Below are 25704 nucleotides of genomic sequence, written 5' to 3'. Positions count from 1 at the left end.
CGGGCGCCCGCCGTGTCACCAGCAGGGTGGGCCTTGATCCTCGTCACCTCGCCAGTGGGGGCCGGACCCGGCCGGGGATTCCACAATGGACAAGGGCTCACCGGGCCCGGTCGTAGACCATCGCCATCTCGCCGAGGTCGCCGGTTTCGTGCAGGGACAGCTTCCACTTCGTGGCGGGCAGGCCGTCGTCGAAGAGGCGCTCGCCGCCGCCGGCGATTTCGGGGGTGATCATGAGGTAGAGGCGGTCCAGGAGGTCGGCTTTGAGCAGTGCCTTGATCACGGTGGTGCTGTTGTTGACCAGGATGTCGCCGTCGCCTCTGGCCTTCAGTTCGGTGATGACGTCGGCCGCGGGGGCGTTGGCGATGCGCGCGTGGGGCCACGGCGCCTCGGTGAGCGTGGTCGACAGCACGACCTTTTCCGTGTCCACCAGCCACTTCGCGTAGCCGCGGTCGCGGGGGTCGGCGTCCTCGTTGTCGATGACGGTCGGCCAGAAGCCCAGGAAGCCTTCGGCGTTGAGTCGGCCGAGGACGGCTGTGGTGGCGCCGTCGTGCAGGCGGGCGAGGTGGTTGCGGGCGACCTCTGTCATGGCGTAGGGGACGATCGCGGCGAGGTCGCCGACGCCGCCGGGGCCGTTGTAGCGGCCGTCGAGGGTGATGCTGATGTTGGCGGAAACCGTGCGCGTCATTTCTGTGCTCCCTTGGTGGTGTCGATCTTGATGGTGTCCATGAGGTTGTCGAGGACCTGGCCCCAGCCGGTCGCGATGCCGGCGATGTGCGGCGCCGCCTCGACGGTCGTGTCGGTGATGCGCAGCCCGAGCCGCAGGTGGGTGCCTTCGGCGACTTCGTCGAGCTCCAGGTCGTACTCGGTCGTGAACGACGCTTCGCCCAGCACGGCCAGGTCGAACACGAGCCGCTCGTTCTCGGTGGCTGCCTGCACGTGGCCCTCGGACCGGTAGCTGGCCTCGGCGTCGCGGAACTCGACCACCGCCTCGCCGTGCGGGTGCGGGTCGAGCACGACCTCCACCACTGAGAACGCCGGCGGCGCCCACCAGTCGGCCAGTTTCTCCGGCTCCACCCAGTACCGCCACACCACGTCCGGCGGCGCGGGCACCAGGCGCTCGAACGAGAACTCCCGCCCGTCCGCCCACCGCTCCCGATCCGCGGCCGCCGTCTCGGTCTCGACGGCCTTCCGGTACCGCTCGAGCACGTCCCGCTCGCCGGCGTGCGCCTCGACCTTGTCGAGGATGATCTCCAGCCGATCCGCGAACGCCCTCAACGGCACGGCGTCGATCGCGTACACCCGCCTCTGCCCGAGCGGCGTCACGGACACCACCCCGACCTTCGCGAGCGCCTGCAGGTGCTTCGTCGTCTGCGGCTGACGCAGCCCCGTGAGCTCCGCAAGCTCCCCCACGGACCTCGGCCGCCCCGCCAGCAGCTCGACGATGCGCCACCGCGCCCCGTCACCCAACGCTGCTGCTATCTCGTTCATGAGGAGAAGTATTCCTCAGACAGAATATTCTTGTCAAGGAATATACAAGAACAGGCCTCTGGCCTGCGAGTTCACCAAAAAAATTCGATCAGCCGGCAGAAGCCCCGAGACCGAACAGGCCCAGGATCAGCCTTCCGACCCCTTCACCTTCGCAGCCTCCCGACGCACCTCAGCCTGCGTAGCCCGCTCCCGCTCCAGCCACTCCGGCTCCGTGGCCTTGATCTCCTCGATCTCCGCCGTCGTCAGCGGTTCGGTCAAGCCCGCCCGCGACAGGCCGCCGATGGAGATCCCCAGCTTCGCCGCCACCACCGGGCGCGGGTGGGGGCCGTTGCGCCGCAGGGCGCGGAGCCATTCGGGCGGGTCGGTCTGCAAGGTGTTGAGCTCGTCGCGCGACACGGCGCCCTCCTGGAACGACGAGGGGGTCGCCTCCAGGTACACGCCGAGCTTCTTCGCGGCGGTGGCGGGCTTCATCGTCTGAGGGGTCTTGCGCGAGGTCATGGGGCCCAGGGTAACCACCGTCGGTAATCTGGCCTGCGTGACCGGCCCGGACGCACCGCCCTCGTTCACGCTCGGCTACGTCCCGGGCGTGACGCCCGGCAAGTGGGTCCGCACCTGGCAGGAGCGCCTGCCCAAAGTTCCGCTGATCCTGGAACCCGTCGAGCCCCAAAAAGCCACCGCGAAGATCCACGACCGCGAAGTCGACGCCGCACTCCTGCGTCTGCCCATCGACCGCACCGGGCTGCACGCGATCCCGCTCTACATCGAGACCACCGTGGTCGTCGTGCCGAAGGACCACGTCGTCGCGGCCGCCGACGAGGTCACGCCCCAAGACCTCGCCGACGAGCTCTTCCTCCACCCCCACGACGACACGCTCGGCTGGCCCCACCCACCCGGCAAGCTCGCCGAGCACCGGCCGGACACCACCGCCGACGCGATCGAGCTCGTCGCCGCAGGCGTCGGGCTGCTCGTGGTGCCGCAGTCGCTCGCCCGGCTGCACCACCGCCGCGACCTCACCTACCGGCCCCTCGCCGACGTTCCGGAATCCCAAGTCGCGCTGTCCTGGCTCGAAGACGAGACCACCGACCTGATGGAACAGTTCATCGGCATCGTCCGCGGCCGCACGGTCAACAGCACCCGCGGCAAGGCACCGGAACCGAAGCCGAAAGCCAAGCCTCTACCGAAAACCAAGAGCCCCAAGAAACCCCAGCATCCGCCCAAGCGCGGCAAACCCCGCCGCCGCGGCTGACCCCACCTCGGCCATTCGGCCGAACCTCACCCCCGAACCCCAGCCGAACGGCCAGCCCACCCCGGCCGTTCAGATGATCAACAAAAACGCCGTTCCCAGCAGGCTCGGACTCCGGATCAAGCACACCGGAGCACGAGGTGACTGGGGACATGCTGCGAGAACAACCCACCAAGCGAAAACTGCTCTTCGTCGCCGCAGCGACGGTGATCGTCGGGGGAGTGCTCGCCATCGTCGGCAGCTTCGGGCCCGTCGACCTGCAGGTCTACCGCTTCGGCGCCGACGCGGTCCTCCACGGCGGTGACCTTTACGGCCAGCTGCCCGCCACCACCTCCGGTTTCCCGCTGCCCTTCATCTACCCACCGTTCGCGGCCGTCGTCTTCACGGTCATGACGCTCCCACCGCTCGCCGTCTCGGCCGTGCTGATGGACCTCGTCTCCGTCGCCGCCCTCTGGGTCACGCTCTACGCGACCGTCCGCCGCCTGAAGCCGACCTGGCAGGCCGCGCTCCCCGCCACCGCGCTCACGGTCGCCGCGCTGGCCTTCGAACCCGTGCGCTCCACACTCTCCTTCGGACAGATCAACCTCGTCCTCATGGCCCTCGTCGCCGTGGACATCCTCATGCCCAACCCGCGCTGGCCCCGTGGCATCGGCGTCGGCATCGCGGCCGCCATCAAGGTCACCCCGGCGGGCTTTCTCCTGTTCTTCTTGCTCACCAAGGACTTCCGCTCCGCCCGCAACGCCCTGATCGCCGGCGCCGCGGCCACCGGCCTCGGTTTCCTCGTCGCCCCGGCCGCCTCCGCGAAGTACTTCTTCGGCGGCGGCCTCACCGGCGCGGCCGGCCTCAGCGGCTCGCCCTACGCCACCAACCAGACCATCGAAGGCGCGCTCCACCGCCTCAAGCTGCCGCCGCTGGCGTACGACGTGCTGTGGCTGGGCATCTCCGCCTTCGTCATCGCGGCCGCCGTGGTCGTGATGCGCCGAGTGGACCCGCCGCTCGCCTTCGTGGTCAACGCGACGGCCGTCCTCGTCCTCTCCCCGATTTCCTGGTCGCACCACTGGGTTTGGGTCGCCCCGGCGCTGGTCATCCTGGCCGCCCGCGTCCGCACCACCCGCCAAGGCGCGGCCCTCGCCGCCGGCACGCTCGTGTTCATCGCCGCACCCCACGCCTTCCTGCCCAACAGCGACATGCGCGAACTCGCGTGGGCACCCTGGCAGCACGTCGTCGGCGACTCGTACCTCCTGTTCGCCCTCGGCCTCCTCACCTGGCTGCTGGTCGTCACGCAGCCGGCCTCGGTGAGCCTCGAAGAACCGGCACTCGCCGCTGAGGCCTGTCCACGCCCCACCGGACGTATTTCCCCACTCATCGAACAGAATTCATAATCGCGATCGCCAAAACACAACAATTCATCTCCCCGTCGGGTGACCGCGCCAAACAATCGGTCACCCCGCCGCGAGCCCCCTAGGGCTGAGTTGGTGAACGCACTGCTCTGTTCGGGGGAATTGCCGCGCACAACGCCCGCCCCGGGCGAAAGGTCCCGCGGCGCGCCTTGATCACACGCAGCGTCACATCGGGAAACGCGAAGAGTGGCGACGCGCCGGAAATCCCTCGTCAAACCCCTGGCGCGGAGCCCTATTAGCACCCCGCCAGGGCACTGGTGCTCGCAGCCCGGATGTGATGGCGCTAATATCCGGGTCCCGCCATCCAGACATGGGGGAGCGGCGCCACCGGCGGGAAGCGAAAACCGCGCTTTCGCCGAAGGCCGTGAACCAGCGAAGAGCCCGAACAACGAGCCAGAACAACGAGCGAGACCACCAACCCGGCGCACGGCCTGCCACCAACCGGACGCGAGGACTTGAAGCCATGTCGGAACAACTGCCCGCCCGCCACGCGCAGCAGCGCGGGCGCGTCGTCCCGGCCGCGGTCGCGGTCCCGGTGACGGCGGTCGTCGCCGGTGCGCTGTGGGCGTGGGTGACGTTGGAGGTGCCCACACAGAACCGGGTGCTCGTCGCGGTCGTCGCGGCCGTCACCTGGGTCGCCCTCGTCGTCGCCGTCTACCTCGCCACGCGCGGGTCGTCAGCGCTCACCGGCGCCGAGGAGCGTGCCCGCCACGCCGAGCGCCGGGCGCAGATCGAGGCTCGGCAGATGACGGCCGTCAACCTCGAGCTCTCCATGATGGTTGACCAGACCCTTCCGGCCCTGGTCAATCGCCTGCGCGACGGCACGAGCGCCGCCGACGTCTACAACTCCACGCAGCTGCCGGAAGACCCGTTCCAGAACCGGATCATGCGCCTGTTCATCGACGAGGTCGCCCAGGGCGAGCGCCGCCGCGCCGCCGCCACGGCCGCGTGCGCGAACGCCGCCGGCCGCGTGCAGGCGCTGTCCACCAGCATCCTCGCCGACCTGCGCGAGATGGAGAACCACTGCCCCGAGGACATGCTCGGCGAGGTCCTCAAGGTCGACCACAGCACCGCCCAGGCCGGCCGTCTCGCCGACTCCATCGCCGTGCTCACGGGCGCGCGCTCGGGCCGCCGCTGGGCGAAGCCGATCCGCATGGAGAGCATCCTGCGCGGCGCCATGGGCCGCATCGGCGCGTACACGCGGGTGCGCATCCACTCCACCAGCAGCAGCGCCATCGCCGGGTACGCCGCCGAAGACGTGATGCACGCGCTGGCCGAGCTGATGGACAACGCCACCAAGTTCTCCGCGCCCTCCGAAGAGGTCCACGTCTACGTCGAGGACCTCCACAACGGCGCCGTGATCACCATCGAAGACGGCGGCCTCGGCATGAAGCCGCAGGCGCTCACGCGAGCCGAGATCGCCGTGGCGCAGAACGAAAAGCTCGACCTCACCACGATCTCCGGGACGCGCCTCGGCCTCGCCGTCGTCGGCCAGCTCGCCCGCAAGCACCAGCTGCACGTGTTCTTCCGCCCGTCCTCGCGCGGTGGCACCGGCGTGGTCCTGCGCATCCCCAACCACCTGATCACGCAGCCGCGCACCGACCCGTTCACCGACCCCCTCTCCGACGCCCAGCCGCGCAGCGAGGCGCTGGTCAGCGCCGTGCGCGCCGAGGGCCGCGAGTCCACGCGCGGCACGCTGGAACCGGTGCTCAGCGAGTCGGGCGGCCTGCCGAAGCGCCCGCGCGGGCAGACGCTCGCCGCGTCGCGCCAGCTGGCGCCGAGCCCCGGCCCGCGGCCGACCAACCGCAGCCACGGCGACAGCGGCGCCCGGTTCGGGGCCTTCCAGCAGAGCCGCACCCGCAGGGTCGCCACCAGTCCGGCCGAGTCGCAGGCGGACGCCGATGACAACGACTGAGTCCCTGCCGCACCGGAACCCCCAGATTGGAGTGAGGGGGCGCGCGTTTTCCGCCCCCGGATCCTCGATGACCCAGAACTCGAACCTCGAATGGCTCCTGGAGAACCTCGTCGGCAACACGCCGGGAGCCGTCCACGCGCTGGTGCTGTCGAAGGACGGCCTCAAGCTCTGCCACACCGCCGGCCTCTCCATCGACAAGGCCGACCAGTTGGCCGCGATCGCCGCCGGCGTGCAGGCGCTCTCGCACGGCGCGTCGGCCGAGTTCGGTGACGGCAGCGGCGGCATCCGCAACTCGATGACCGAGTTCCACGGCGGCATCCTGTTCATCGTCGAAGCCGGCATCGGCGCGCACCTCGCGGTGATCGCGGCCGAAGACGCCGACGTCGGCCTGATCGGCCACAACATGGACGAGCTGGTCGAGCAGATCGGCTCGTTCCTGACCGCCGCTCCGCGCTACGCGCAGGCCGGTCCGACGGCATGATCCGCCGCGCTGTCGAGGAAGAGGACCCCGACCGCCTCTACACGCTCACCGGCGGGCGCAGCCGCACCGAGGACCTCGAGCTCGACCTCGTCACGATCATCGTCGCCGAGTCGGCGCCGTCGGCCGGGATGCAGTCCGAGCACGTGCGGATCCTGCGGATCGCCCTGCACCCGACGTCGGTCGTCGAGCTCTCCTCGGAGCTCTCGCTGCCGGTGAGCGTCGTGAAGATCCTGGTCACGGATCTGCTCGACAGCGGCAAGGTCTCGGCCCGCCACCCCTCTTCGGCGCTGCAGCGCGCGTCCATCCCCGACTCCGAATTCCTCAAGAAGGTGCTCGTTGGACTCCGCAATCTCTGAACGCACCCCTCGCGCCCCGCTGGCCGCCACTGCCGCCGACGGGTTGAAGATCGTGATCGTCGGGGGCTTCGGCGTCGGCAAGACCACGATGGTCCGGTCGGTCAGCGAGATCCGGCCGCTGAGCACCGAGGAGACGATGACGCAGGCCGGCGTCGGCATCGACCAGGGCCTGCAAGGGAAAACCACGACCACGGTGGCGTTCGACTTCGGCCGAATCAGCCTCGACGAGCGCATGGTGCTGTACTTGTTCGGCGCGCCCGGCCAGGAGCGCTTCTGGTTCCTGTGGGACCGGCTGTTCTCCGGCACGCTCGGCGCGGTGGTCCTCGTCGACACCCGGCGCCTGGCCGACTCGTGGTACGCGATCGACCGGCTCGAGCACCACGGCACGCCGTTCATCGTGGCGCGCAACAACTTCGAGCCGCCGGCGCACGATCTCAGCCAGGTCCGCGACGCGCTCGACCTCTCACCCGACGTGCCCCTGATCGACTGCGACGCGCGCCGCCGCGACTCGTCCAAGCAGGTGCTGATCTCGCTCGTCGACCACCTCTACTCGTTGTCCACCGCCCGGGAGAACCAGCCGTGACCGAACACCGGCCTGAAGTGTCCACAGAGGACTTCGTCAAGCTCTACGGCGCGCAGTTCCAGGAGGATCCGGCCACCCTCTACGGCCGGATTCGCCAGGAGTACGGCGGTGTCGCCCCGGTGCTGCTCGACGGCGACGTCCCCGCGTGGCTGGTCTGCGGCTACCGCGAGTTGCACCAGGTCACCAGCGATTCCCAGCTGTTCGCCCGCGACACGCGCCGCTGGAACCAGTGGGAGAACGTGCCGGCCGACTGGCCGCTGCTGCCCTACGTGGCGCACAACCCGTCGGTGATGTTCACCGAGGCGCTGGAACACCGCCGCCGCGCCGGCGCGATCGGCGACGCACTGTCCGCGGTGGACCAGTTCGACCTGCGCGCGCACTGCGAGCAGATCGCCGACCGGCTGATCGACACGTTCGCCGGCACCGGCGAGGCCGACCTCATCACGCAGTTCGCGATGCAGATTCCCTTGCTGGCCATCGCGAAGATGTACGGCATGCCCGAGGCCGAGACCCCGGCACTGGTGCGCGACGTCGCGATCTCCCTCGACGTCGGCCCCGACGCGATCCCGGCGTACGGCCGCGTGCAGGAGGCCATGGGCCGGCTGCTGGCGCTCAAGCACCGGCAGCCCGGCCACGACGTTCCTTCGCACATGGCCCACAGCCCGGCGGGGCTCACCGACGCCGAAATCGTGCAGGACCTGCTGGTGGTCACGGCCGCCGCACAGCAGCCGACGGCCAACTGGATCGGCAACACCATCCGGCTGATGCTCACCGACGACCGCTTCGCGATGACGCTCTCGGGCGGGCGCGGCAGTGTCGGAGAGGCCCTCAACGAGGTCCTCTGGCACGACACGCCCACCCAGAACTTCATCGGCCGCTTCGCCACGCGCGACACGCAGCTCGGCGGCCGCCGCATCCGCACCGGCGACCTGCTCGTGCTCGGCCTCGCCGCCGCGAACGCCGACCCGCACGTGCGTCCCGACCTCGCCGGCGGCGCTGCCGGGAACCACGCGCACATGTCGTTCGGCCACGGCGAGCACGGCTGCCCGCACCCCGCGCCCGAGGTCGCGGAGGTCATCGCCCGCACGACCGTCGAGGTGCTGCTCGACCGGCTGCCCGACCTGTCGCTTTCGGTGCCGGACGAGTCCCTGAAGTGGCAGCGGTCGATGTGGATGCGCGGGCTGGAGTCACTGCCCGTCACGTTCACGCCGACTTACGTCGCAAGTCACGCCGTCAGCTGGGGCTGAACCGCACCGGCAACGCCGACGGTCCGCGCGTGAACACCCCCGCTTCGTGGGTGTCCGCGTTGTCGGCGAGCCGCACGTTCGGCATCGCGTCGAGCAGCTGAGCCACGCCGACCTCGATCTCCGTCTTCGCCAGCAGCGCGCCGACGCAGAAGTGCCGGCCCAGCGCGAACGACAGATGGTTCGCGGCCGCCGAGAAGGCGGTTTCCGTCGGCAGGTCCGTGCGGAAGATGTCGAACTCGTTCGGGTTCTCGAACCGTCGCGGGTCGCGGTTGGCCGCACCGATCAGGCAGGTCACGGTGCTGCCGGCCGGCACACGCTTGCCCGCGATCTCGATGTCCTCGGCGGGCTGGCGCATGATCATGTGCACCGGCGGCGTGTAGCGCAGCGTCTCCGCGAACGCCTTGGGGATCAGCCCGTGGTCGGCTTGCACGGCTTCGAGCTGCGCCGGGTTTTCCAACAGGTTCTTGAACACGCTGGCGATCGCCTTGTCGGTGGTCTCCCCACCGGCGGCGAGCAGCAGGCTGCAGAACGCCTTGATGTCCTCGTCGCTCATCCGCGTGCCGTCGACCTCGGCCGAGCACAGCGTGGAAAGCAAGTCGTCGCCGAGGTTTTCGCGGCGGGCCCGGATGATCGGGATCAGGTACTCCGCCAGCTCCTCGCGCGTGCGCACGCCGGCCGCGGCCACGTCCGGGTCCTGGCTGAGGTTGCCGAGGAAGCCGATGATCGCGGTGTACCAGCGCTGGAACCGCTCGTGGTCGCTCTGGTCCAGACCAAGCATGTCCACGATCACATTGATCGGGAAGTGGCGCGCGTAGTCCTGCACCAGGTCGGCTTCGCCGCGGCTGCGGAAGCCGTCGATGAGCTGCTGCGAGTTCCGCTCGATCACGGGCCGGAACTTCTGCTCCAGCTCGTTGCCGCGGAACGCCGGCACCACCAGTGCCCGCCGGATCGAGTGCTCGCGCCCGCTCATCTGCAGGATTGTGCGCCCGTGCGCGGGTTCCAGCTGCCAGCTGTAGTTGTCCGTGGTGAACACGGGCTCCCGAAACGCTCGGGCGACGTCGTCGTAGCGGGAAACGATGTAGCTCTGCATGCCTTCATGCCAGACGATGGGCTCGTCTTCCAGCATGATGCCGTACGCGGAATACGGGTCGGCTGCGAATTCGGCGGAAAGGATGTCCGGCGCGTGACGTGCCGTGGTCATGGAGCTCCCTCGCTCGGGCGGTGGAGTAACCACGTTATCGACGGACGTTGCGTGCGCGGGGAAAATTCAGACCATTGGAGTAGACCACTGCTCCAGGTGGATTACCGGCCGAACGTCGTTCGGTGTCCGTGCGTAGTGATCGGGAGCCTCGCGTCACTCTCTAGAGTTTTTCCGGTCAGCGGGATTACCGCCTCGGGAAGTGCCGATCCGGGCCGTCCTCAGCCCCTCGGCGCGATCGAATCCCACGTGCCGAGCAGCTGATCGGCGTCCATCACCGCACCGAAGTACTTGTCGATGTTCACCAGCGCCGCGTCGTGCTCGGCCTGCGTGAAAGCCGCGCAGCAGTCGCCCATGAACGCGATGTGGTAGTCGAGCATGTAACCGTGCCGCGCGGTCGATTCCACGCACACGTTCGTACTGACGCCGGCCATCACCAGCGTCTCGGCCTTCAGGGTGCGCAGCACCGAATCCAGCCGGGTGTTCACGAACCCGCTGTACCGGTGCTTCAGCACGACGGGTTCCCCTGGCAGCGGCGCCACCTCGAACGACTCCGCGCCCCACGTCCCCGCCCGGCAGACCACGCTGGAGCGGCCACCGGACCGCGCGGTCAACGCCGCCGAGTCGGTCGCCTTCTCGTGCGCCGTCTGCACGAACACGACCGGTACGTCGTGCGCTCGCGCGCCGGCCAGCAGCGCCTGCAGCCGGGGAATCATCTCCTTGGCCGCGCTCACGTCCTCGCCGCGCCGGGCGCACGCGCCGTCGGGATGGCAGTAGTCGTTCTGCACGTCCACCACCACGACGGCCGCCTTGGCGGGGTTCAGCTTTTCCTCGTCGAATCGCACAGTCGCCACCTCGGTCGAGCCGCTTCGGGAGACGGGAACCTACCGGCTGGACCACGCGGCCACCAGGAGGGTTTCCACTGGCTGAAATCAATCGGCCGTGACCAGCTCGGCCAGTGCTTCCCGCAGCTTCCCCGTCACCTCGACCGGCCGCCGCGACTCCCGGTCCACGAACACGTGCACGAACTGCCCCTCCGCCACCAGCGCCTCGGCGGCGGTGTACATCCCGATCTCGTACCGCACGCTCGACCGCCCGAGGTGCGCCACCCGCAGCCCCACCCGCACCGACCCCGGGAACGACACCGAAGCGTGGTACTGGCACCGCGATTCCACGCACAGCCCGATCACCTCGCCGGCTTCGATGTCCAGCCCGCCGCGATCGATCAGCCACGTGTTGATCACGGTGTCCATCAACGAGTAGTGCACCACGTTGTTCACGTGGCCGTAGACGTCGTTGTCCTTCCACCGCAACGGAATCGTCTGCCAGAACGGGTAACTCACCACAGGTGCACCGAAGCCCGCAGGATCCCGGCCAAGTCGTCCTCGGAAGCCTCCCGCGGCGCCGTCGCCAGCAACCGCTGCTGCTTCACCGTGCCGGAGACCAACGAGTCCACATCGGACTCCGCATACCCCACCGCGCCGATTCCCGCGGGAATCCCGATCTCCCGCATCAGGTTCACCAGCACCGCCGGCAGGTGGTCCTCGAAGTCCCCGGCCCACTCGAAGTCCGGCGCCAGCAGCCGCGCCACCCGCAGGTGGCGCTCCGGCGCGGCGGAGAACGTGAACCGGAACGCCTCGGGTGCCGTCAGCGACACCGCCATCCCGTGCGGTACCATCGCCTCGTCGCCCGGGTAGCCGTCCGGGTGGAACTCCCGCACCTGCCCCGCGATCGGGTACGCGTTCGCGTGCGGGATGTGCACCCCGGCGTTGCCGAACCCCAGCCCCGCGAACGTCGCGGCCAGCGCCATCGCCTCGCGCGCCTCCAGGTCCGAGCCGTCGCGCACCGCCCTGGGCAGCGCCCACGACAGCAATGACAACGACTTCTCCGCGAACATGTCCGCCAACGGGTTGGACCCGCAGTACGGCACCCGCTGCTCGGGCTTCTTCCGGTCGAACGACGTGTACGGCTTCGCCGTGTAGCTCTCCGCCGCGTGACAGAGAATGTCCATCCCGGACGCGGCCGTTACCCCGGCCGGCTGCGTCACCGTCAGCCGCGGGTCCACCACCGCCAGCGTCGGCCGCAGCCGCAGGTGGCTGATCCCACTCTTCACCCGCAGTGACAACACATCGAGCACACACACCGTCGTGCTCTCCGACCCGGTCCCCGTCGTGGTCGGCACGGCCACGAGCGGCTTCAACGGGTTCGACGGCGCCCGCCCGCCGCCGACCGGCGCGTTGACGTAGTCCATCAACGAGCCCTCGTTGGACGTCAGCAGGTTCGCCGCCTTCGCGGTGTCGATGCTCGACCCGCCACCCACGGCCACGAACGCGTCGTACGGCCCGGTCCCGCGCGCGAAGTCCACGGCCTTCTGCATGCTCACGTCCGTCGGCTCAACGTGGACGCCGTCGAAGACCTCCGTCGCGATCCCGTACGACTCGATCCCCGAAGCGATCCGCGCCGGCCACCCTGTCTCGGCGACGGTCGGATCCGTGACCACGAGTACCCGGCGAACGCCGTACTGCGTGAGGTCGTAACCGATTTCGTCGCTGGCTCCCGTGCCGTACTTCAACGCGGGCGCGCCGTACGTGAAAACGGTTTCATGCTCGGTGGACGTCAAGGCCCCGGTCCTCGCTTCCTGTCAGCCGGCGGTCAAAGTGGACATTTGTCCCATTTTCGCGGTCATTCCTCGAAGATCACTTGACTGCGGTGAACCGTGCCGCCCTAAGCTCTCCTCATTAGATACCAATTAGGAGCGACCGTCGCCCAGACGGCCGTGCGCATCCTGACCGAGGCCCAGGTCCGCCGGGTGTACGCGGTCGTCGGCGAAGCGTTCCTGGAGCTGCTCGACGCGTTGCAGCGCGAGCGCGAAGTGACCCTCGTCTCCGCGCGGCACGATTCGGGCGCCGCGTTCATGGCCGAAGCCGAGGGCAAGCTCACCGAGCGCCCCGCCGTGCTGCTCGCGAGTCGCGGCCCGGGCGCCGCGAACCTCGCCATCGGCGTGCAAACGGCCTACCAGGACGAGACCCCGATGGTCGTCCTCCTCGAGACGCCGGCGCTCGACCGAGCGATCACCGGCGAGCTGCCGACCTCCGACCTGACGGCCATGTTCGAGTCCATCGCGAAGTGGTGCGTACGCGCCGAAGACCCCGACGCGGTGCCGGGCCTGCTCGCCGAAGCGCTCACGCGCTGTCGCGAAGGCCGTCCGGGACCGGTTGTGCTCGGCGTGCCCAGTGACGCGTGGGGAGTGCCGTACGACTCGGCCAAACCGGTGGCCAAGGTGCGCCCGCCGATCACCGGAACGTTGGGCCGTTCGGCCGAAGCCGTCGCCGGGCTCGTCGACGAGGCCCGCTACCCGGTGGTCATCGTCGGCGGCCGCGCGCGTTCGGCGCGAGACGAGCTGATCGCCGTCGCCGACGAGCTCGCCCTGCCCGTCTACAACGCCTTCCGCCGCCAGGACGCCTTCCCCGAGACGCACGCGCGCTACGCCGGCCACCTCGGCCTCGGCATCCCCGCGCGCCAGCTCGACGCCCTCGAACGCGCCGACCTCGTGCTCGCCCTCGGCACCCAGCTCGACGAGGTGACCACCCAGGGTTACCGCTACCCGACGTCGCAGCAGACGCTCGTGCTGGTCGGCACCGGTATCGACGAGCAGCGCCGCCGCGGCCTCACCTTCCGCGTCGACTCCGAGGTCGAGCCGTTCCTGCGCGAGCTGCGCTCGATCGCGACGCCGCGCACGCGCCGCGCCTCGGCCGCCAACGCCGCCGTGCACACCTTCATGACCCCGCCCGACACGAGCGGCAACACGCGCGTGCACCCCGTCGACGTGATCCGCGCCCTGCGCAAGCTCGCGCCCGAGGACACGATCGTGACCAGTGACGCAGGCAACTTCGCGCAGTTCATGCACCGCTACTGGTGCTTCACCGCGCCGCGCAGCCAGCTCGGCCCGAGTAACGCGGCCATGGGCTACGCCGTGCCCGCCGCCATCGCGGCCAAGCTCGCCGAACCGCGCCGCGCCGTCGTCGCGATGGTCGGCGACGCCGGCACCCTCATGACGGGCCAGGAGATCGAGACCGCCGTCCGCTACCGAGCGCCTGTGATGGTTGTCGTGTTTCAGAACGGCGTCCACGGGGCATTGGCCATGCACCAGGCCCGCGCGCACGGCCGGCTCTCGGGCGTCACCATCCCGCTCACGGACTTCGCGTCGTGGGCCCGCGGGCTCGGCGCCGCCGGGTACACGGTGGACGATCGCGAAGAGCTCGAGGCGATCGTCGCGAGTGCGTTGGTGCGCCAGCGTCCGTGTGTGATCGATGTGAGGACGGACCCGGACGTCGTAACGCCCGACGTCCGCCTGAGCACCTTGCTGAGCGCGGTTCGCCCGCAATCACCCGGGCAGTGATTTTTCTCCGGCGCGCAACGGGAAACGCCGGGAAAGTTCAGTGGCCGCAGGGGGGTGGCTCCGGTAGCCTGACGGTGTTCCCAGGGGTTCGCGGGAGAACCGGGATCCGGCAGTCACATGCAGCGTCACATCGGGACGCGCCGCGCACGCTTCCACAGTGCGAGGGTTACCGATTCAGTGGTCTGGCCCGGACGGGAACGGCCGGTTTCTGTCGGTGCCGGGTGACATCATCACGGCATCGCCCGCTGGGAGGCGGGTGGGAACGAGGGGAGCTTCAACATGGCCGACGAAAAGACCACGGTTTCGCGTGGTTCGTCTGCCCGCACCGCGGCGGCGCGTGCCGCCGGGGCGCGCACGGCGACGGAGCAGGTCCGCGAGACCTCGGGTGTCGTGCCGGTGCTGTTCAGCGCCGTCGCGGAGGCCCACGACGTGGCCGTCGTGGTCGGCGACCAGGACGCCGGCTGGCGTTCGCCGTTCGGCGGCGGTCTGCGTCCGGCGAGTGGCGAATAGCTCACCCCGGCCTGGCTCACGCCTGTTCACCAGGGTGAGTCCGGGTGGTTCGGGTTGTCCACGTGCCACAAGCTGTGCTTTACTTTCGATGGTCTTGATTTTTGTGAGTTACGCTCGCAGATATCAGCGGGCGTAGTGTCTCCTCACTCGAGGAAGCAAACCGCCCGGGTTTGACTCGGGGTGCTGATGTGGCTTCCCGTTTTTGGTGTTATGTATGGAGATATTTAATGACTCAGGGCACTGTGAAGTGGTTCAACTCCGAGAAGGGGTTCGGCTTCATCACCCCCGACAACGGTGGCGGCGACGTCTTCGTTCACTACAGCGAGATCCAGGGTAACGGCTTCAAGAGCCTCGAAGAGAACGCTCGCGTGGAGTTCGAGATCGGCCAGGGCCAGAAGGGCCCGCAGGCCACGTCGGTCACCGTCATCTGACCTAGACCTTCGTGAAGGGGCCGCCACCCGCGCTACGGGTGGCGGCCTTTTTCATTGTCAGCGCTGTCGTGTCAGTGCTGTCGTAATCAGCGCTGTCGTTGTCGGCGCCGTCGCTTTTCATCGCTGCCGTCTGCTCTGCCACAGACCGTCTCACGATCTGGTTTCCTTTGCCGGACAACGACTTCCGTGCCTCCAGGTCGCCCCGCTATCACCCGATCGTGTCTGACGTGGACCTCGTAGGCTGCGCGCCATGATCGAGAACGGCTACACCGTCTCCGGGATGTCCTGCGGCCACTGTGCACAGTCGGTCACCGAGGAAATCACCGACCTTCCGGGCGTCGAAAGCGTCGAGGTCGACGTCGAAACCGGCCGCGTTGTCGTGCGCAGCGCCGAAGAGCTCACCGAAGACGTCGTCCGCGGTGCGGTCGAAGAAGCGGGTTACACCTACGAAGGCACCGCGGCACTCGTCTAGCGGATCAGAACCGGCGGATCAGAGCACCGCCTCAGAGCACTGCCTCGGAGCACTGCGTCGCGCCGCCGCGGCCGCCGCCCACGCGGGGAAGTCACCGGATCGGCGCAAGCCGTGTCGCACGGTGTGCCCCTTCGTGCCCTGCCTCGGGTGGGTGATTCCCCCGGCCGAAGTACTGGGCCGTCCGGGTGAGCAATCGAGCTGCAACCCTCCGCAACCCTTCCCCTATCCGGCTTCACACGGTCTGCTGAACCGGCACAAGCAGGACAAGGAGAACTGTGGTGGGCCCAGGTGTGGCGGGCATCGTCGCCAACCCGGCGTCGGGGCGGGACATCCGGCGGCTGGTGGCGCAGGCGTCCGTGTTCCCGACGGCCGAGAAGGCCAACATGGTCCAGCGCGTGCTGGCCGCGTTCGCCATCACGGGCGTCGAGAGAACGCTCGTTTCCACCGACCTCGGTGGCATTTCCGCGGCCGTGCACCGCCGGCTGAGCCGCGAGCCGCTGCCGGGTGTCGAGTTCTGCGACAAAGACCCGCTCACGGGCACGGCGCAGGACACGATCAACGCCGTCCGCCGGATGGTCGACGCGGGTGCCGGCGTGATCGTGTGCCTCGGCGGCGACGGCACGGCCCGGGTCGCCGCGAAGGCGTGCGGCGAGGTGCCGCTGCTCGCGCTGTCCACCGGCACCAACAACGCCTTCCCGCAGATGCGCGAAGCCACCGTCGCGGGTCTCGCCGCCGGCTTCATCGCGAGCGGTCAGATCGACCCCGACCTGGTCACCCACCGCGTCAGCAAGCTCGAAGTCGTCACCAAGGCGCGGCGCGAGATCGCCCTGGTGGACGTCGCCGTGACCCTGAGCAAGCACGTCGGCGCGAAGGCGCTGTGGGATCCGGCGTCGCTCACCGAGCTCTACTGCACCTTCGCCGAGCCCGACGGCATCGGCCTCTCCAGCATCGCGGGCCAGCTCTGCCCGAGCCCGCGCTCCAGCGCCGACGGCGTCGCCCTCAAGCTCGGGCCCGTCGGCGTCACCCCGCACGTGGTCCACGCGCCCATCGCCCCCGGCCTGGTGAAAGCCGTCGGCGTGCGCGGCTGGGGCGTGCTCCAGCAGGGCATGCGCGTGGACCTCGCCGCAGGCGGTGGCGTGATCGCCGTCGACGGTGAACGCGAGCTCGAACTCAAGCCAGGGGAGAGCGCGTACGTCGAGCTCCGGTCCGACGGGCCGTGGTGCGTCGACGTCCGCGCGGTGATGGCCGAAGCGGCCCAACGAGGGTTGTTGCGCACCACATCCACCGAAGGCGGTGCGCCTACGAAGGGAAAGGAGCGTCGACGATGACGGAGACCTTGCTGGAGGCCTATCGCACCATGCGCACGATCCGCGCGTTCGAGGAACGCGTGCACGAGGAGTTCGCCACCGGCGACATCCCCGGCTTCGTCCACCTCTACGCCGGCGAGGAGGCTTCGGCCACCGGCGTCTGCAGCCACCTCGACCGCCGCGACACCATCGCCAGCACCCACCGCGGCCATGGCCACTGCATCGCCAAGGGCGTGGACGTGAAGGCCATGATGGCCGAGATCTACGGCCGCACCACGGGATCTTGTCACGGCAAGGGTGGCTCGATGCACATCGCCGACCTGTCGAAGGGCATGCTCGGCGCCAACGGCATCGTCGGCGGCGGCCCGCCGCTCATCTGCGGCACCGCGCTCGCGGCGAAGCAGCAGGGGACCGGTGGCGTCGGCGTCGCCTTCTTCGGCGACGGCGCGAGCAACCAGGGCACCACGCTCGAAGCCCTCAACCTCGCGTCCGTGTGGAACCTGCCCGCGGTCTTCGTCGCCGAGAACAACGGTTACGCCGAAGCGACGTCGAGCACCTGGTCCGTGGCCTCGGACAACATCGCCGACCGCGCCGCCGGCTTCGGCATGCCCGGCGTGATCGTCGACGGCTACGACTTCTTCGCCGTGACCGAAGCCGCCGGTGAGGCCATCGACCGCGCCCGCGCCGGCGGCGGTCCCACGCTCCTGGAAATGAAGTTCACGCGCTACTTCGGCCACTTCGAGGGCGACCAGCAGGCCTACCGCGCCGACGAGGTCGCCCACGCCCGCGAGCACCTCGACTGCCTCAAGCGCTTCCGTACCCGAGTGGTCGAAAGCGGCGAGCTGTCCGAGGAAAGCCTCGACAAGGTCGACACCGAAGTCGCGAAACTTGTCGAAGAAGCCGTGGCGGAAGCCAAAGCCGCACCCAAACCCACCCGAGCCGACCTGGAGACCGACGTCTACGTCTCGTACTGAAGGGAGCGCGAGTCATGGCACGCACGATCAGCTACCGCGAAGCGATCAACGAGGCCCTCGCGCAGGAGATGCAGCGCGACGAGTCGGTGATCGTGATGGGCGAGGACAACGCCGGCGGCGCGGGCAGCCCCGGTGAGGAAGACGCGTGGGGCGGCGTTCTCGGTGTCACCAAAGGGCTTTTCCACCGTTTCCCCGGCCGGGTGCTCGATACGCCGATCTCCGAATCGGCCTTCATCGGCGCGGCCATCGGCGCCGCGACGGCCGGCCAGCGGCCCGTGGCCGAGCTGATGTTCATCGACTTCATGGGCGTCTGCTTCGACCAGATCTTCAACCAGGCGGCCAAGTTCCGCTACATGTTCGGCGGCAACGCGCGCACGCCCGTGGTGATCCGCACGATGTACGGCGCCGGGCTGCGGGCCGCCGCCCAGCATTCCCAGTGCCTGTACCCGATCTTCACGCACATCCCGGGACTCAAGGTCGTGGTGCCCTCCAGCCCGTACGAGGCCAAGGGCCTGCTCATCCAGTCCATTCGCGACGACGACCCCGTGATCTTCTGCGAGCACAAGGCCCTCTACGACACCTCCGGCGAAGTCCCCGAAGACAGCTACACCATTCCCTTCGGCGAAGCCAACGTCGTCCGCGACGGCGAGGACGTCACCATCGTCGCCATCGGCCGCATGGTCGGCGTCGCCGAGGAAGCCGCGCGCGAGCTGGCCTCGACCGGGGTCGAGGCCGAGGTGATCGACCCGCGCACGACCAGTCCACTCGACACCGAGACGATCCTCGAAAGCGTCGAGAACACCGGCCGGCTCGTGATCGTCGACGAGGCTTCCCCGCGCTGCAACCTCGCCACCGACATCTCCGCGCTCGTCGCCCGCGAAGGGTTCGCGTCCCTGCGCGCACCCATCGAGATGGTCACGCCGCCACACACGCCCGTGCCCTTCTCCGACGCGCTCGAAGACCTCTACATCCCCGGCCCCCAGCAGGTGGTCAACGCGGCGAAAGCCGTGGTGGGCTGGACTCGGTGATGGCCGAGATCCAGCGTGTGACCATGCCCAAGTGGGGCCTGTCGATGAAGACGGGCCGCATCACCGACTGGCTCGCCACCGAAGGCGACGACATCACCGAGGGTGACGACCTCGTTGACATCGACACAGACAAGATCACCGGCACGCTGGAGTCCCCGGGCTCCGGCGTGTTGCGCCGGGTGATCGCGCCGGCGGGGGAGGACGTGCCCGTCGGCGCAACGATCGCCCTGGTCGCGCCCTCCTCCGTCGCCGACGCCGAGGTCAACGAAGCAGCCGAAACCGCGTTGCGGGAGCTGGCCGAAGGCGTGGTCGAGGAGGCGGCGGGACCGGTCACCGGCACCGTCGAGGTCGACGGCCGCACCCTCAGTTACGCCACGCTCGGTGACAGCGGCGATGCGGACGACGAGGTGGTGGTCCTCGTCCACGGCTACGGCGGCGACAAGAACTCCTGGCTCTTCGTCCAGGAGCCGCTCGCCGACGGCCGTACCGTCCACGCGCTCGACCTCCCCGGTCACGGCGAGTCCACCAAGGACGTCGGCGACGGCTCCCTCACCACCCTCGCCAACGCCGTCCTCGGCTTCCTCGAAACACTCAACGTCACGAAGGCGCACCTCGTCGGCCACTCGCTCGGCGGCGCCGTCGTCGTGGCTGCCGCCGCGGCACAACCCGCGAAGGTCTCTTCGCTCGCGCTGGTGGCCCCGGCCGGCTTCGGTGACCGCATCAACGCCGGTTACCTGCGCGGCTTCGCCACCGCCACGTCGAGGCGAGAACTGAAACCCCACCTCAGCGCACTCTTCGCCGACCCGGACCTGGTCACGCGCCGTCTCGCCGACGACCTCCTCAAGTACAAACGCCTCGACGGCGTCGACCGAGTCCTGGAGAAACTCCTCGGCACCCTGCTCGAAGACGACGACACCCCGGCCCTGCACATCGCCCCGCTCCTGGCCCGGTACGAAGGCCCGATCACTGTGGTCTGGGGCAGCGAAGACGCCGTCCTCCCACCCGAAAACGCGGCCGGCCTCCCGGACGTCCACTCCGTCGAGGGCGCCGGCCACCTGGTCCACTTGGAGAAACCGTCGGCCGTTGTCGAGGTGGTTGTCGAGATCGTCTCAGAGGCGACGGAGAGATCGGCACGGCCTTGACCGACGTCCTTACGGCCTTGACCGACGCCGTCACGGCCTTGCTCGACCCTTGATCGACTCTGTCGGTGAAGTCACCGCCCCTTCCGATCACGGCCCGACCACCTGCACACTGGCGCCGGAGGCCGGGTGAGGAGCACCCCAATGCGGCGTTGGGTGCGTTGAGCGCACCGAACGCCACATTGGGGGAGTCGGACTAGGAGCGGGTGGTTGTTGGGCCAGCAGCACCTCGAGGCAGCGTTGCCGGTCGGGGTTGACCCCCGACGGCACGCGCGCGCTCTCGCCCGTCTCCACGAAGCCGCCATCGCCGGCGAAGCGCTGCCCAGCGCGCCGCGTTCGGTGATCAGCGAGTCCTGGTCCCGCGTACAGCGGCTCGGCATCGACCCGGACCGCGGCGCGTCCTCGCCGATCCTAGACGCCGTCGAGCTCGAAGAACGCCGCCGCGAAAGCGGCCTCGCCCCGCTGCTGCCGATACTGCGCGGCGGCCTGCTCAGCCTGGCCGAGCAGGCCGCGCACATCATGGTGATCGTCGACGCCGCAGGCCACGTCCTCTGGCGCGACGGCTCGGTTCCCGTCCGCCGCCGCGCCGATCGCCTCGGCTTCGTGGAGGGCGTCGATTGGCAGGAAGAAGCCGTCGGCACCAACGCCATCGGCACGGCGCTCGTGGCTCGCCGGCCGGTGCAGGTCTACTCCGCCGAGCACTACGTCCGCGCCCAGCACGACTGGACCTGTGCCGCCGCCCCGCTGCACGATCCCCGCGACGGCCGGCTCCTCGGCGTCGTCGACCTCTCCGGCTCCGCCTCGACGGTCCACGCCACCACCCTCGCCCTCGTCGACGCCGTCGGCCGCCTTGCCGAATCCCAGCTGCGCACCACGCACCTGACCGACCTCGAACGCCTGCGTGGCATCGCGGTTCCTTTGCTGGCCAAGGTTTCCGGCCGCGCGCTGGTGACCGATCAGCACGGCTGGATCGCCACCACCACTCCCTCCGCGATCTCTGCCGCCACCGGCCTCGCGGCCGCCGGCCGGCTGCCGTTGCCCGTGTCCGTGGGACCCGGCCCGCTGTGGCTGCCCGCCCACGGTCACTGCGTGGTCGAACCACTGCCCGGCGGCTGGCTCATTCGCATGACCGACTCCGAAGCCGCTCCGCCGACCCGGGTTTCCCTCGACCTGCGCATCCCCGGCGAACCGGTGCTCACGGTTTACGGCTCCGCGAGCGAATGGACCCACCGCGTCTCCCCGCGTCACGCACAGCTCCTGTACGCCCTCGCCGCCCACCGAAACGGCTGCAGCGCTTCACAACTCTCGTCAGTGTTGTTCGGCGACGCGACGCGCACGGTCACCGTCCGCGCCGAGGTTTCGCGGCTGCGGCGGATCGTCGGCGGGATCATCGTCGGGCGGCCGTACCGGTTCGCCGACAACCTCGAAGTCGTCGTGCACGGATCGGCCGTCGCGGGCTAGTTTTGGTGCGCGAAGCGCTGGCACGCGCGGGTTGCCCCGCGTACGCGCAACCACCATTGGTGTGAGTGATCTTTCTTGCCCGCGTGGCAAGCGGCGATGGTGTGCACCATGACCAAGCGAACATCGGTGCGGCAGCGCCGGGTCTCCGCGGAGCTGCGGGCCTTGCGGATCAAGGCGAACCTCACGTGCAGAGAGGTTTCCGAGGGCCTCGGCTTCTCGGAGAGCAAGATCAGCCGCATGGAGACCGGCGACCGCGGCCTCTACGTGGACGACGTCTCCGCCATCCTCGGCTTCTTGCACGCACCAACGGAAAAGCGCCAAGAGCTGCTGAAGCTGTTGCGCGACGGCGAGGAGCGCAACTGGCACGAGATCCACGGCAAGCTGCCACCCACCTGGAAGGAACTGATCCGCTTCGAGGACGACGCGCTGCGGATCAAGAACTACGAGCCGCTGGTGATCCCCGGCCTGGCGCAGACGCCGGACTATGCGCGGGCGGTCATTCACGCGACAAACCCGAGCTTGACCGAGTCCGATGTCGAGGGACTCGTCGCGGCGCGATTGGCTCGGCAGCTGGTTCTCAGTCGGCGAGATGCACCCGAAGTCCATCTGCTGGTTGAGGAAACGGCAGTCCGCCGCATAATCGGCGACTCAGAAGTGATGCGGCTGCAACTGGAGTCCTTGCTCGCTATCAACAATCGCAGCTGTGTCACGATGCAGGTTGTGCCCTTCAGCGCAGGCGGGCACCCCGGCCTCGAAGGGCCGCTCGTGATCCTCGAGTTTCGCGATGAGCCGACTCTCACCCATGCGGAAACCCGCAGCGCCACCAGCTTTATCGAGGATGAGGAGCCAGTTGCCCGTGCTAGGCTCGGCTGGCGTGGGATTCTTGCCGCGGCTTTGTCACCCGAGGATTCCGCCGGGCTGATTTCCACGGTGATCGACAAGATGACCGCATCCTAGGAGCACGCACGATGATCGCCCCGAACCCAGTCCAGGCAACTTGGCGCAAGAGCTCCTACAGCACTTCGCAGTCCAACTGTGTTGAGGTTGGCAGGTGGCAGAAGAGTTCCTTCAGCACTGACCAGGCCAACTGTGTCGAGGTCACTGCCACCCCGTCGATCGAGATCGGCGTGCGGGACACGAAGGACCGTGGTGCGGGTCACCTCACCGTTTCGGCTGAAGCGTGGACCGCGTTCTTGGCCGCTGCCGGGCGCTGATCGAGATCACGTGCTGGTGACACCTTCCGGGTGAGGTTCGCCCGGCTCTCCGCGACCGGCTACCTTCTGCGGGTGGCGTACGGGGAGGATCGGGGATGACCAGCACGGTGACGCGGCCGGAGACGTCTGCGGGCACTGGCGGTACGGGTGCTTCCGCGCCCCCGCCTGAGGAACCGGAAGGCCGCAGCGGCATCGCGGGCTTGCTGGAGCTGCCGGGCCAGGCGGTGCGCGCGATCGTGAGATCGGCGGCGACGACGCCGGGCCGTCTTTCGGTGATCGCCGTGGGATTGGTGTTGCTGTCGCTGGTGGCGGGGCTTGTGGGCACGCTGTCGGCGCAGGACAAAGACGACACCATCTCCGGCCTGATCAGCTACCGCGAACCGCTCGCGGCGGCGGCGCAGCAGGTGTTCCGCTCGCTGTCCGATGCGGACGCGACGGCGGCGACCACGTTCCTGTCGGTGGGCACCGAGCCGCCGGAGCTTCGCAAGAAGTACGAGCAGGACATCGCGGAGGCGGGTTCGGCGTTGGCGAAGGCCGCGTCGGACACCGCCGATGTGGGTGACGCCGCTCACCAGGTGGACATCCTGAACCAGAAGATCCCCGTGTACACCGGGATCGTCGAGACGGCGCGCGCGAACAACCGTCAGGGCTTCCCCTCGGGTGCTTCGTACCTTCGCGAGGCTTCCCAGCTGATGCGGACGACGATCCTGCCCGCGGCTGAAGCGCTGTACCGCGCGGACACCGACAAGCTTTCCGCCGAGCAGGACGACAGCACCGGTTTCCCGTGGGCGGCCGTCGCGCTGTTGCTCGCGCTGGTGGCGGCGTTGGTCGTCACGCAGGTGTACCTCACGCGCAAGACCAACCGCGTGGTCAACATCGGCCTGCTCGTGGCGACGGCGTGCATCGTGCTGTCGATGCTGTGGGGCGCCGTGGCGCTCGTCGTGCAGGGCAGTCTGGTCGGCGCGGGCAAGACCGACGGCAGCTCGCAGGTCGACGTGCTCGCCCGCGCGCGCATCGCCGCCCTGCAGGCCCGCGCCGACGAGACGTTGACCCTGGTCGCCCGCGGCGACGGCGGCACGTACGAACAGCAGTTCATCAAGCTCGCCGAGCAGCTGGTCGGCGCCGACGGCGCGGGCGGCCTGCTGGGCCAGGCCCGCGACCTCGCCGCCGGCACCCCCGGCCAGCAGAAGATCGAGGCCGCCGAAGAAGCCGCCCGCGAGTGGTCACTGGCCCACCTGGAAGTCCGCAAACTCGACGACTCCGGCCAGTACCAGCAGGCCGTCGACTTCGCGACCTCCGTCAGCCAGGGCAGCGCCGCGGCCGCCTTCGCGCGCCTCGACGCCAACCTCCAGGACGCCATCGAAGTCTGCCGCCAGGAATTCCTGGACGACACCCAGGCCGGCGACAACGCGTTGACGGCGTTGGCCCCCGGCGTGGGCTTCCTCGCGGTGCTCGCCGCCGGCGGCGTGACGGTCGGCGTCCGCGAACGCCTCCGGGAGTACCGGTGACCCCGGCTCCCTCCCCGACGTCCTCCGCACGGCCGGCGGCTGCCGTGTCGTGCGCTCGGCGGGGTTCGGCGTCGGTTGACGGCGCCCACAGCATGAGACGGAGATCGGCGACAGCGGGCATCGTGACCTGCGGACGGCGGAGATTGAGGGAGTACCGGTGATTCGGTCGCGTCACTTGTTCCGGGCGGCCGCACTGGCGGTGGTCGCGGTATTGGCCACCGCGTGCGGCTCGGCACTTCAGCCGATCGACCCGGCTCCGGTGAGTGACGCGGCCTGGCCGATGCCCGCGGACGTCGGCGGGCCCGACGCCTCCGCCGGTGGCTCGTCCGACTCCAGCTGCGACCCCACCGCCAGCCTTTCTCCCGCCGGCGCCTCCGTCAGCTCGCCTTCGGTCGCGAAGATCAAGGCCCGCGGCAAGCTCATCGCGGGCGTCGACCAGACCACGTACCTGTTCGGCTTCCGGAATCCCAAGTCGGGCAACCTCGAGGGCTTCGACATCGACATGGTCAACCAGATCGCCGCCGCGATCTTCGGCTCGGCCGAGGGCCACGTGCAGTTCCGGGCGATCGCGTCGTCGCAACGTGAGCAGGTGCTGAAGGACCACCAGGTCGACATCGTCGTCCGCACCTACTCGATCACGTGCGCGCGCCTGAAGGACGTGGCCTTCTCGTCGGTCTACTACGTCGCAGGCCAGAAGATCCTCGTCCCCAAGGCCTCCAACGCCGAATCCTTGTCTGATTTGAAGGGCAAACGCGTCTGCGCCACCAAACAGTCGACTTCGTTGGCCAAAATCGCCACCGACCCGGCCCACCCCACGGCCATCTCGGTCGACAACTGGTCCGACTGCCTCATCATGCTCCAGCAACACCAGGTCGACGCCGTCTCCACCGACGACACCATCCTCGCGGGCATGGCCGCCCAAGACCCCACCGTCAAGGTCGCCGGCGCGCCCATGACCACGGAGAACTACGGCATCGGCATCCCCAAGGACCAACCGGACCTCGTCCGCTACGTCAACTCGGTCCTCGAAACCACCCGCACCAACGGCACGTGGCAATCCAGCTACCAGAAATGGGTCGGCGCCCGCCTGGGCCCGGCCACGCCGCCTTCGCCGAACTACAAGTAGTCCGATCGAGTGGCGCACCCTTCCGCCACGGCCGTCTCGCGCCGTTTCGGCCGTGTGAGGGGATCGCTCGCGCCGCTCTCACCTCGCGAGGGGACCGTTCAGACCGCCGCCGGTGCGTGAGGGGACCGCTCGCGCCGTTTCGGCCGTGTGAGGGGATCGCTCGCGCCGCTCTCACCTCGCGAGGGGACCGTTCAGACCGCCGCCGGTGCGTGAGGGGACCGCTC

Annotated in this window: 28 protein-coding genes; 20 read left to right on the top strand and 8 right to left on the bottom strand. The window is 69.1% G+C overall.

The features are described 5' to 3' along the window. Positions 1-97: 97 nt before the first annotated feature. From AB0H62_RS04465 to AB0H62_RS04455, 3 genes are all read right to left on the bottom strand, one after another. The gene (locus AB0H62_RS04465) at positions 98-685 is read right to left on the bottom strand and encodes a dihydrofolate reductase family protein (protein WP_360584072.1); all 588 of its coding nucleotides are present in this window, start codon (positions 683-685) and stop codon (positions 98-100) included. After that, the gene (locus AB0H62_RS04460) at positions 682-1488 is read right to left on the bottom strand and encodes a metalloregulator ArsR/SmtB family transcription factor (RefSeq protein WP_360584070.1); all 807 of its coding nucleotides are present in this window, start codon (positions 1486-1488) and stop codon (positions 682-684) included. Before AB0H62_RS04460 ends, AB0H62_RS04465 begins: the two co-directional genes overlap by 4 nt. 126 nt (positions 1489-1614) lie before the next feature. Continuing rightward, positions 1615-1986: a DUF5997 family protein gene (locus tag AB0H62_RS04455; RefSeq protein WP_360584068.1), complete on the bottom strand. Its 372-nt coding sequence runs from the start codon at positions 1984-1986 to the stop codon at positions 1615-1617. A gap of 37 nt (positions 1987-2023) precedes the next feature. Here AB0H62_RS04455 and AB0H62_RS04450 point away from each other — a divergent pair, with 37 nt between their 5' ends. The 7 genes from AB0H62_RS04450 to AB0H62_RS04420 all read left to right on the top strand — a co-directional run bounded on the left by AB0H62_RS04450 (position 2024) and on the right by AB0H62_RS04420 (position 8713). Next, entirely contained in the window at positions 2024-2734 is a 711-nt protein-coding gene (locus tag AB0H62_RS04450) for a LysR substrate-binding domain-containing protein (RefSeq protein WP_360584066.1), read from the top strand. A 149-nt stretch (positions 2735-2883) separates the two neighbouring features. Then, positions 2884-4113 carry a glycosyltransferase 87 family protein gene (locus AB0H62_RS04445; RefSeq protein ID WP_360584065.1) on the top strand — a complete coding sequence of 410 codons (1230 nt, stop codon included), beginning with the start codon at positions 2884-2886 and terminating at the stop codon, positions 4111-4113. 481 nt (positions 4114-4594) lie between these two features. Continuing rightward, positions 4595-6046, top strand: coding sequence for an ATP-binding protein (locus tag AB0H62_RS04440; RefSeq protein WP_360584063.1), 1452 nt, complete (start codon positions 4595-4597; stop codon positions 6044-6046). Between the two features lie 67 nt (positions 6047-6113). Continuing rightward, complete coding sequence (locus AB0H62_RS04435) at positions 6114-6527, top strand: roadblock/LC7 domain-containing protein (protein WP_220245824.1); 414 nt, start codon at positions 6114-6116, stop codon at positions 6525-6527. Continuing rightward, positions 6524-6883: a DUF742 domain-containing protein gene (locus AB0H62_RS04430; RefSeq protein WP_220245825.1), complete on the top strand. Its 360-nt coding sequence runs from the start codon at positions 6524-6526 to the stop codon at positions 6881-6883. The genes AB0H62_RS04435 and AB0H62_RS04430 overlap by 4 nt, the downstream gene beginning before the upstream one ends. Before the next feature lie 52 nt (positions 6884-6935). Further along, on the top strand, positions 6936-7466 hold the full coding sequence (locus AB0H62_RS04425; protein WP_220247310.1) for an ATP/GTP-binding protein: 531 nt from the start codon (positions 6936-6938) through the stop codon (positions 7464-7466). Further along, entirely contained in the window at positions 7463-8713 is a 1251-nt protein-coding gene (locus tag AB0H62_RS04420) for a cytochrome P450 (protein WP_354873082.1), read from the top strand. Before AB0H62_RS04425 ends, AB0H62_RS04420 begins: the two co-directional genes overlap by 4 nt. Here the strand turns inward: AB0H62_RS04420 and AB0H62_RS04415 are convergent. From AB0H62_RS04415 to AB0H62_RS04400, 4 genes are all read right to left on the bottom strand, one after another. Continuing rightward, the gene (locus AB0H62_RS04415; protein WP_360584060.1) at positions 8700-9914 is read right to left on the bottom strand and encodes a cytochrome P450; all 1215 of its coding nucleotides are present in this window, start codon (positions 9912-9914) and stop codon (positions 8700-8702) included. The two genes, AB0H62_RS04420 and AB0H62_RS04415, sit on opposite strands and share 14 nt — an antisense overlap. A 218-nt stretch (positions 9915-10132) precedes the next feature. Beyond that, on the bottom strand, positions 10133-10756 hold the full coding sequence (locus tag AB0H62_RS04410) for an isochorismatase family cysteine hydrolase (RefSeq protein ID WP_360584058.1): 624 nt from the start codon (positions 10754-10756) through the stop codon (positions 10133-10135). 87 nt (positions 10757-10843) lie between these two features. Beyond that, positions 10844-11257 carry a thioesterase family protein gene (locus AB0H62_RS04405; protein WP_220245829.1) on the bottom strand — a complete coding sequence of 138 codons (414 nt, stop codon included), beginning with the start codon at positions 11255-11257 and terminating at the stop codon, positions 10844-10846. After that, a complete protein-coding gene (locus AB0H62_RS04400) occupies positions 11251-12531 on the bottom strand; it encodes a hydroxyacid-oxoacid transhydrogenase (RefSeq protein ID WP_220245830.1) in 1281 nt (426 codons plus the stop codon). Before AB0H62_RS04400 ends, AB0H62_RS04405 begins: the two co-directional genes overlap by 7 nt. A 117-nt stretch (positions 12532-12648) precedes the next feature. On the opposite strand from AB0H62_RS04400, the gene AB0H62_RS04395 reads away from it, so the two are divergent. From AB0H62_RS04395 to AB0H62_RS04385, 3 genes are all read left to right on the top strand, one after another. Next, positions 12649-14310: a thiamine pyrophosphate-dependent enzyme gene (locus AB0H62_RS04395; RefSeq protein ID WP_220247311.1), complete on the top strand. Its 1662-nt coding sequence runs from the start codon at positions 12649-12651 to the stop codon at positions 14308-14310. A 279-nt stretch (positions 14311-14589) separates the two neighbouring features. Beyond that, positions 14590-14820, top strand: a complete 231-nt coding sequence (locus AB0H62_RS04390) for a hypothetical protein (RefSeq protein ID WP_220247900.1) — start codon at positions 14590-14592, stop codon at positions 14818-14820. Between the two features lie 227 nt (positions 14821-15047). After that, positions 15048-15251 (top strand): cold-shock protein, encoded by a 204-nt coding sequence (locus AB0H62_RS04385; protein WP_013222289.1) that lies wholly within the window; start codon positions 15048-15050, stop codon positions 15249-15251. A gap of 1 nt (position 15252) precedes the next feature. On the opposite strand, the gene AB0H62_RS04380 is transcribed toward AB0H62_RS04385, so the two are convergent. After that, complete coding sequence (locus tag AB0H62_RS04380) at positions 15253-15393, bottom strand: hypothetical protein (protein WP_360584055.1); 141 nt, start codon at positions 15391-15393, stop codon at positions 15253-15255. A 108-nt stretch (positions 15394-15501) separates the two neighbouring features. On the opposite strand from AB0H62_RS04380, the gene AB0H62_RS04375 reads away from it, so the two are divergent. From AB0H62_RS04375 to AB0H62_RS04330, 10 genes are all read left to right on the top strand, one after another. Further along, the gene (locus AB0H62_RS04375; protein WP_220245832.1) at positions 15502-15723 is read left to right on the top strand and encodes a heavy-metal-associated domain-containing protein; all 222 of its coding nucleotides are present in this window, start codon (positions 15502-15504) and stop codon (positions 15721-15723) included. Between the two features lie 278 nt (positions 15724-16001). Beyond that, a complete protein-coding gene (locus tag AB0H62_RS04370) occupies positions 16002-17051 on the top strand; it encodes an NAD(+)/NADH kinase (RefSeq protein ID WP_360584053.1) in 1050 nt (349 codons plus the stop codon). Further along, positions 17048-18004 carry a thiamine pyrophosphate-dependent dehydrogenase E1 component subunit alpha gene (locus tag AB0H62_RS04365; RefSeq protein WP_354873093.1) on the top strand — a complete coding sequence of 319 codons (957 nt, stop codon included), beginning with the start codon at positions 17048-17050 and terminating at the stop codon, positions 18002-18004. Before AB0H62_RS04370 ends, AB0H62_RS04365 begins: the two co-directional genes overlap by 4 nt. Positions 18005-18018: 14 nt before the next feature. Beyond that, positions 18019-19032 carry an alpha-ketoacid dehydrogenase subunit beta gene (locus AB0H62_RS04360; RefSeq protein WP_360584050.1) on the top strand — a complete coding sequence of 338 codons (1014 nt, stop codon included), beginning with the start codon at positions 18019-18021 and terminating at the stop codon, positions 19030-19032. Beyond that, positions 19032-20174, top strand: a complete 1143-nt coding sequence (locus tag AB0H62_RS04355; protein ID WP_360584048.1) for an acetoin dehydrogenase dihydrolipoyllysine-residue acetyltransferase subunit — start codon at positions 19032-19034, stop codon at positions 20172-20174. The genes AB0H62_RS04360 and AB0H62_RS04355 overlap by 1 nt, the downstream gene beginning before the upstream one ends. A 210-nt stretch (positions 20175-20384) precedes the next feature. Further along, complete coding sequence (locus tag AB0H62_RS04350; protein ID WP_360584663.1) at positions 20385-21632, top strand: GAF domain-containing protein; 1248 nt, start codon at positions 20385-20387, stop codon at positions 21630-21632. A gap of 108 nt (positions 21633-21740) precedes the next feature. Next, complete coding sequence (locus AB0H62_RS04345; RefSeq protein ID WP_220245837.1) at positions 21741-22589, top strand: helix-turn-helix transcriptional regulator; 849 nt, start codon at positions 21741-21743, stop codon at positions 22587-22589. An 11-nt stretch (positions 22590-22600) separates the two neighbouring features. Then, entirely contained in the window at positions 22601-22846 is a 246-nt protein-coding gene (locus tag AB0H62_RS04340; protein ID WP_360584046.1) for a DUF397 domain-containing protein, read from the top strand. A 95-nt stretch (positions 22847-22941) separates the two neighbouring features. Next, on the top strand, positions 22942-24354 hold the full coding sequence (locus tag AB0H62_RS04335) for a hypothetical protein (RefSeq protein ID WP_220245839.1): 1413 nt from the start codon (positions 22942-22944) through the stop codon (positions 24352-24354). Between the two features lie 157 nt (positions 24355-24511). After that, a complete protein-coding gene (locus tag AB0H62_RS04330) occupies positions 24512-25480 on the top strand; it encodes a glutamate ABC transporter substrate-binding protein (protein ID WP_255638613.1) in 969 nt (322 codons plus the stop codon). Positions 25481-25704: the final 224 nt, after the last annotated feature.

The organism is Amycolatopsis sp. NPDC050768, assembly GCF_040654155.1.
Lineage (GTDB): Bacteria > Actinomycetota > Actinomycetes > Mycobacteriales > Pseudonocardiaceae > Amycolatopsis.
Note: the sequence above shows the minus strand (reverse complement) of the source record. Positions and strands in the feature narration are given on the sequence as shown.

What these genes read in the sequence shown, in the direction of transcription:
- AB0H62_RS04430 (WP_220245825.1), top strand. Translation starts at nt 6,524, where the DNA reads ATGATCCGCCGCGCTGTCGAGGAAGAGGACCCCGACCGCCTCTACACG.
- AB0H62_RS04435 (WP_220245824.1), top strand. Translation starts at nt 6,114, where the DNA reads ATGACCCAGAACTCGAACCTCGAATGGCTCCTGGAGAACCTCGTCGGC.
- AB0H62_RS04455 (WP_360584068.1), bottom strand. Translation starts at nt 1,986, where the DNA reads ATGACCTCGCGCAAGACCCCTCAGACGATGAAGCCCGCCACCGCCGCG.
- AB0H62_RS04345 (WP_220245837.1), top strand. Translation starts at nt 21,741, where the DNA reads ATGACCAAGCGAACATCGGTGCGGCAGCGCCGGGTCTCCGCGGAGCTG.
- AB0H62_RS04460 (WP_360584070.1), bottom strand. Translation starts at nt 1,488, where the DNA reads ATGAACGAGATAGCAGCAGCGTTGGGTGACGGGGCGCGGTGGCGCATC.
- AB0H62_RS04340 (WP_360584046.1), top strand. Translation starts at nt 22,601, where the DNA reads ATGATCGCCCCGAACCCAGTCCAGGCAACTTGGCGCAAGAGCTCCTAC.
- AB0H62_RS04445 (WP_360584065.1), top strand. Translation starts at nt 2,884, where the DNA reads ATGCTGCGAGAACAACCCACCAAGCGAAAACTGCTCTTCGTCGCCGCA.
- AB0H62_RS04335 (WP_220245839.1), top strand. Translation starts at nt 22,942, where the DNA reads ATGACCAGCACGGTGACGCGGCCGGAGACGTCTGCGGGCACTGGCGGT.
- AB0H62_RS04440 (WP_360584063.1), top strand. Translation starts at nt 4,595, where the DNA reads ATGTCGGAACAACTGCCCGCCCGCCACGCGCAGCAGCGCGGGCGCGTC.
- AB0H62_RS04365 (WP_354873093.1), top strand. Translation starts at nt 17,048, where the DNA reads ATGACGGAGACCTTGCTGGAGGCCTATCGCACCATGCGCACGATCCGC.
- AB0H62_RS04360 (WP_360584050.1), top strand. Translation starts at nt 18,019, where the DNA reads ATGGCACGCACGATCAGCTACCGCGAAGCGATCAACGAGGCCCTCGCG.
- AB0H62_RS04355 (WP_360584048.1), top strand. Translation starts at nt 19,032, where the DNA reads ATGGCCGAGATCCAGCGTGTGACCATGCCCAAGTGGGGCCTGTCGATG.
- AB0H62_RS04390 (WP_220247900.1), top strand. Translation starts at nt 14,590, where the DNA reads ATGGCCGACGAAAAGACCACGGTTTCGCGTGGTTCGTCTGCCCGCACC.
- AB0H62_RS04465 (WP_360584072.1), bottom strand. Translation starts at nt 685, where the DNA reads ATGACGCGCACGGTTTCCGCCAACATCAGCATCACCCTCGACGGCCGC.
- AB0H62_RS04375 (WP_220245832.1), top strand. Translation starts at nt 15,502, where the DNA reads ATGATCGAGAACGGCTACACCGTCTCCGGGATGTCCTGCGGCCACTGT.
- AB0H62_RS04385 (WP_013222289.1), top strand. Translation starts at nt 15,048, where the DNA reads ATGACTCAGGGCACTGTGAAGTGGTTCAACTCCGAGAAGGGGTTCGGC.
- AB0H62_RS04415 (WP_360584060.1), bottom strand. Translation starts at nt 9,914, where the DNA reads ATGACCACGGCACGTCACGCGCCGGACATCCTTTCCGCCGAATTCGCA.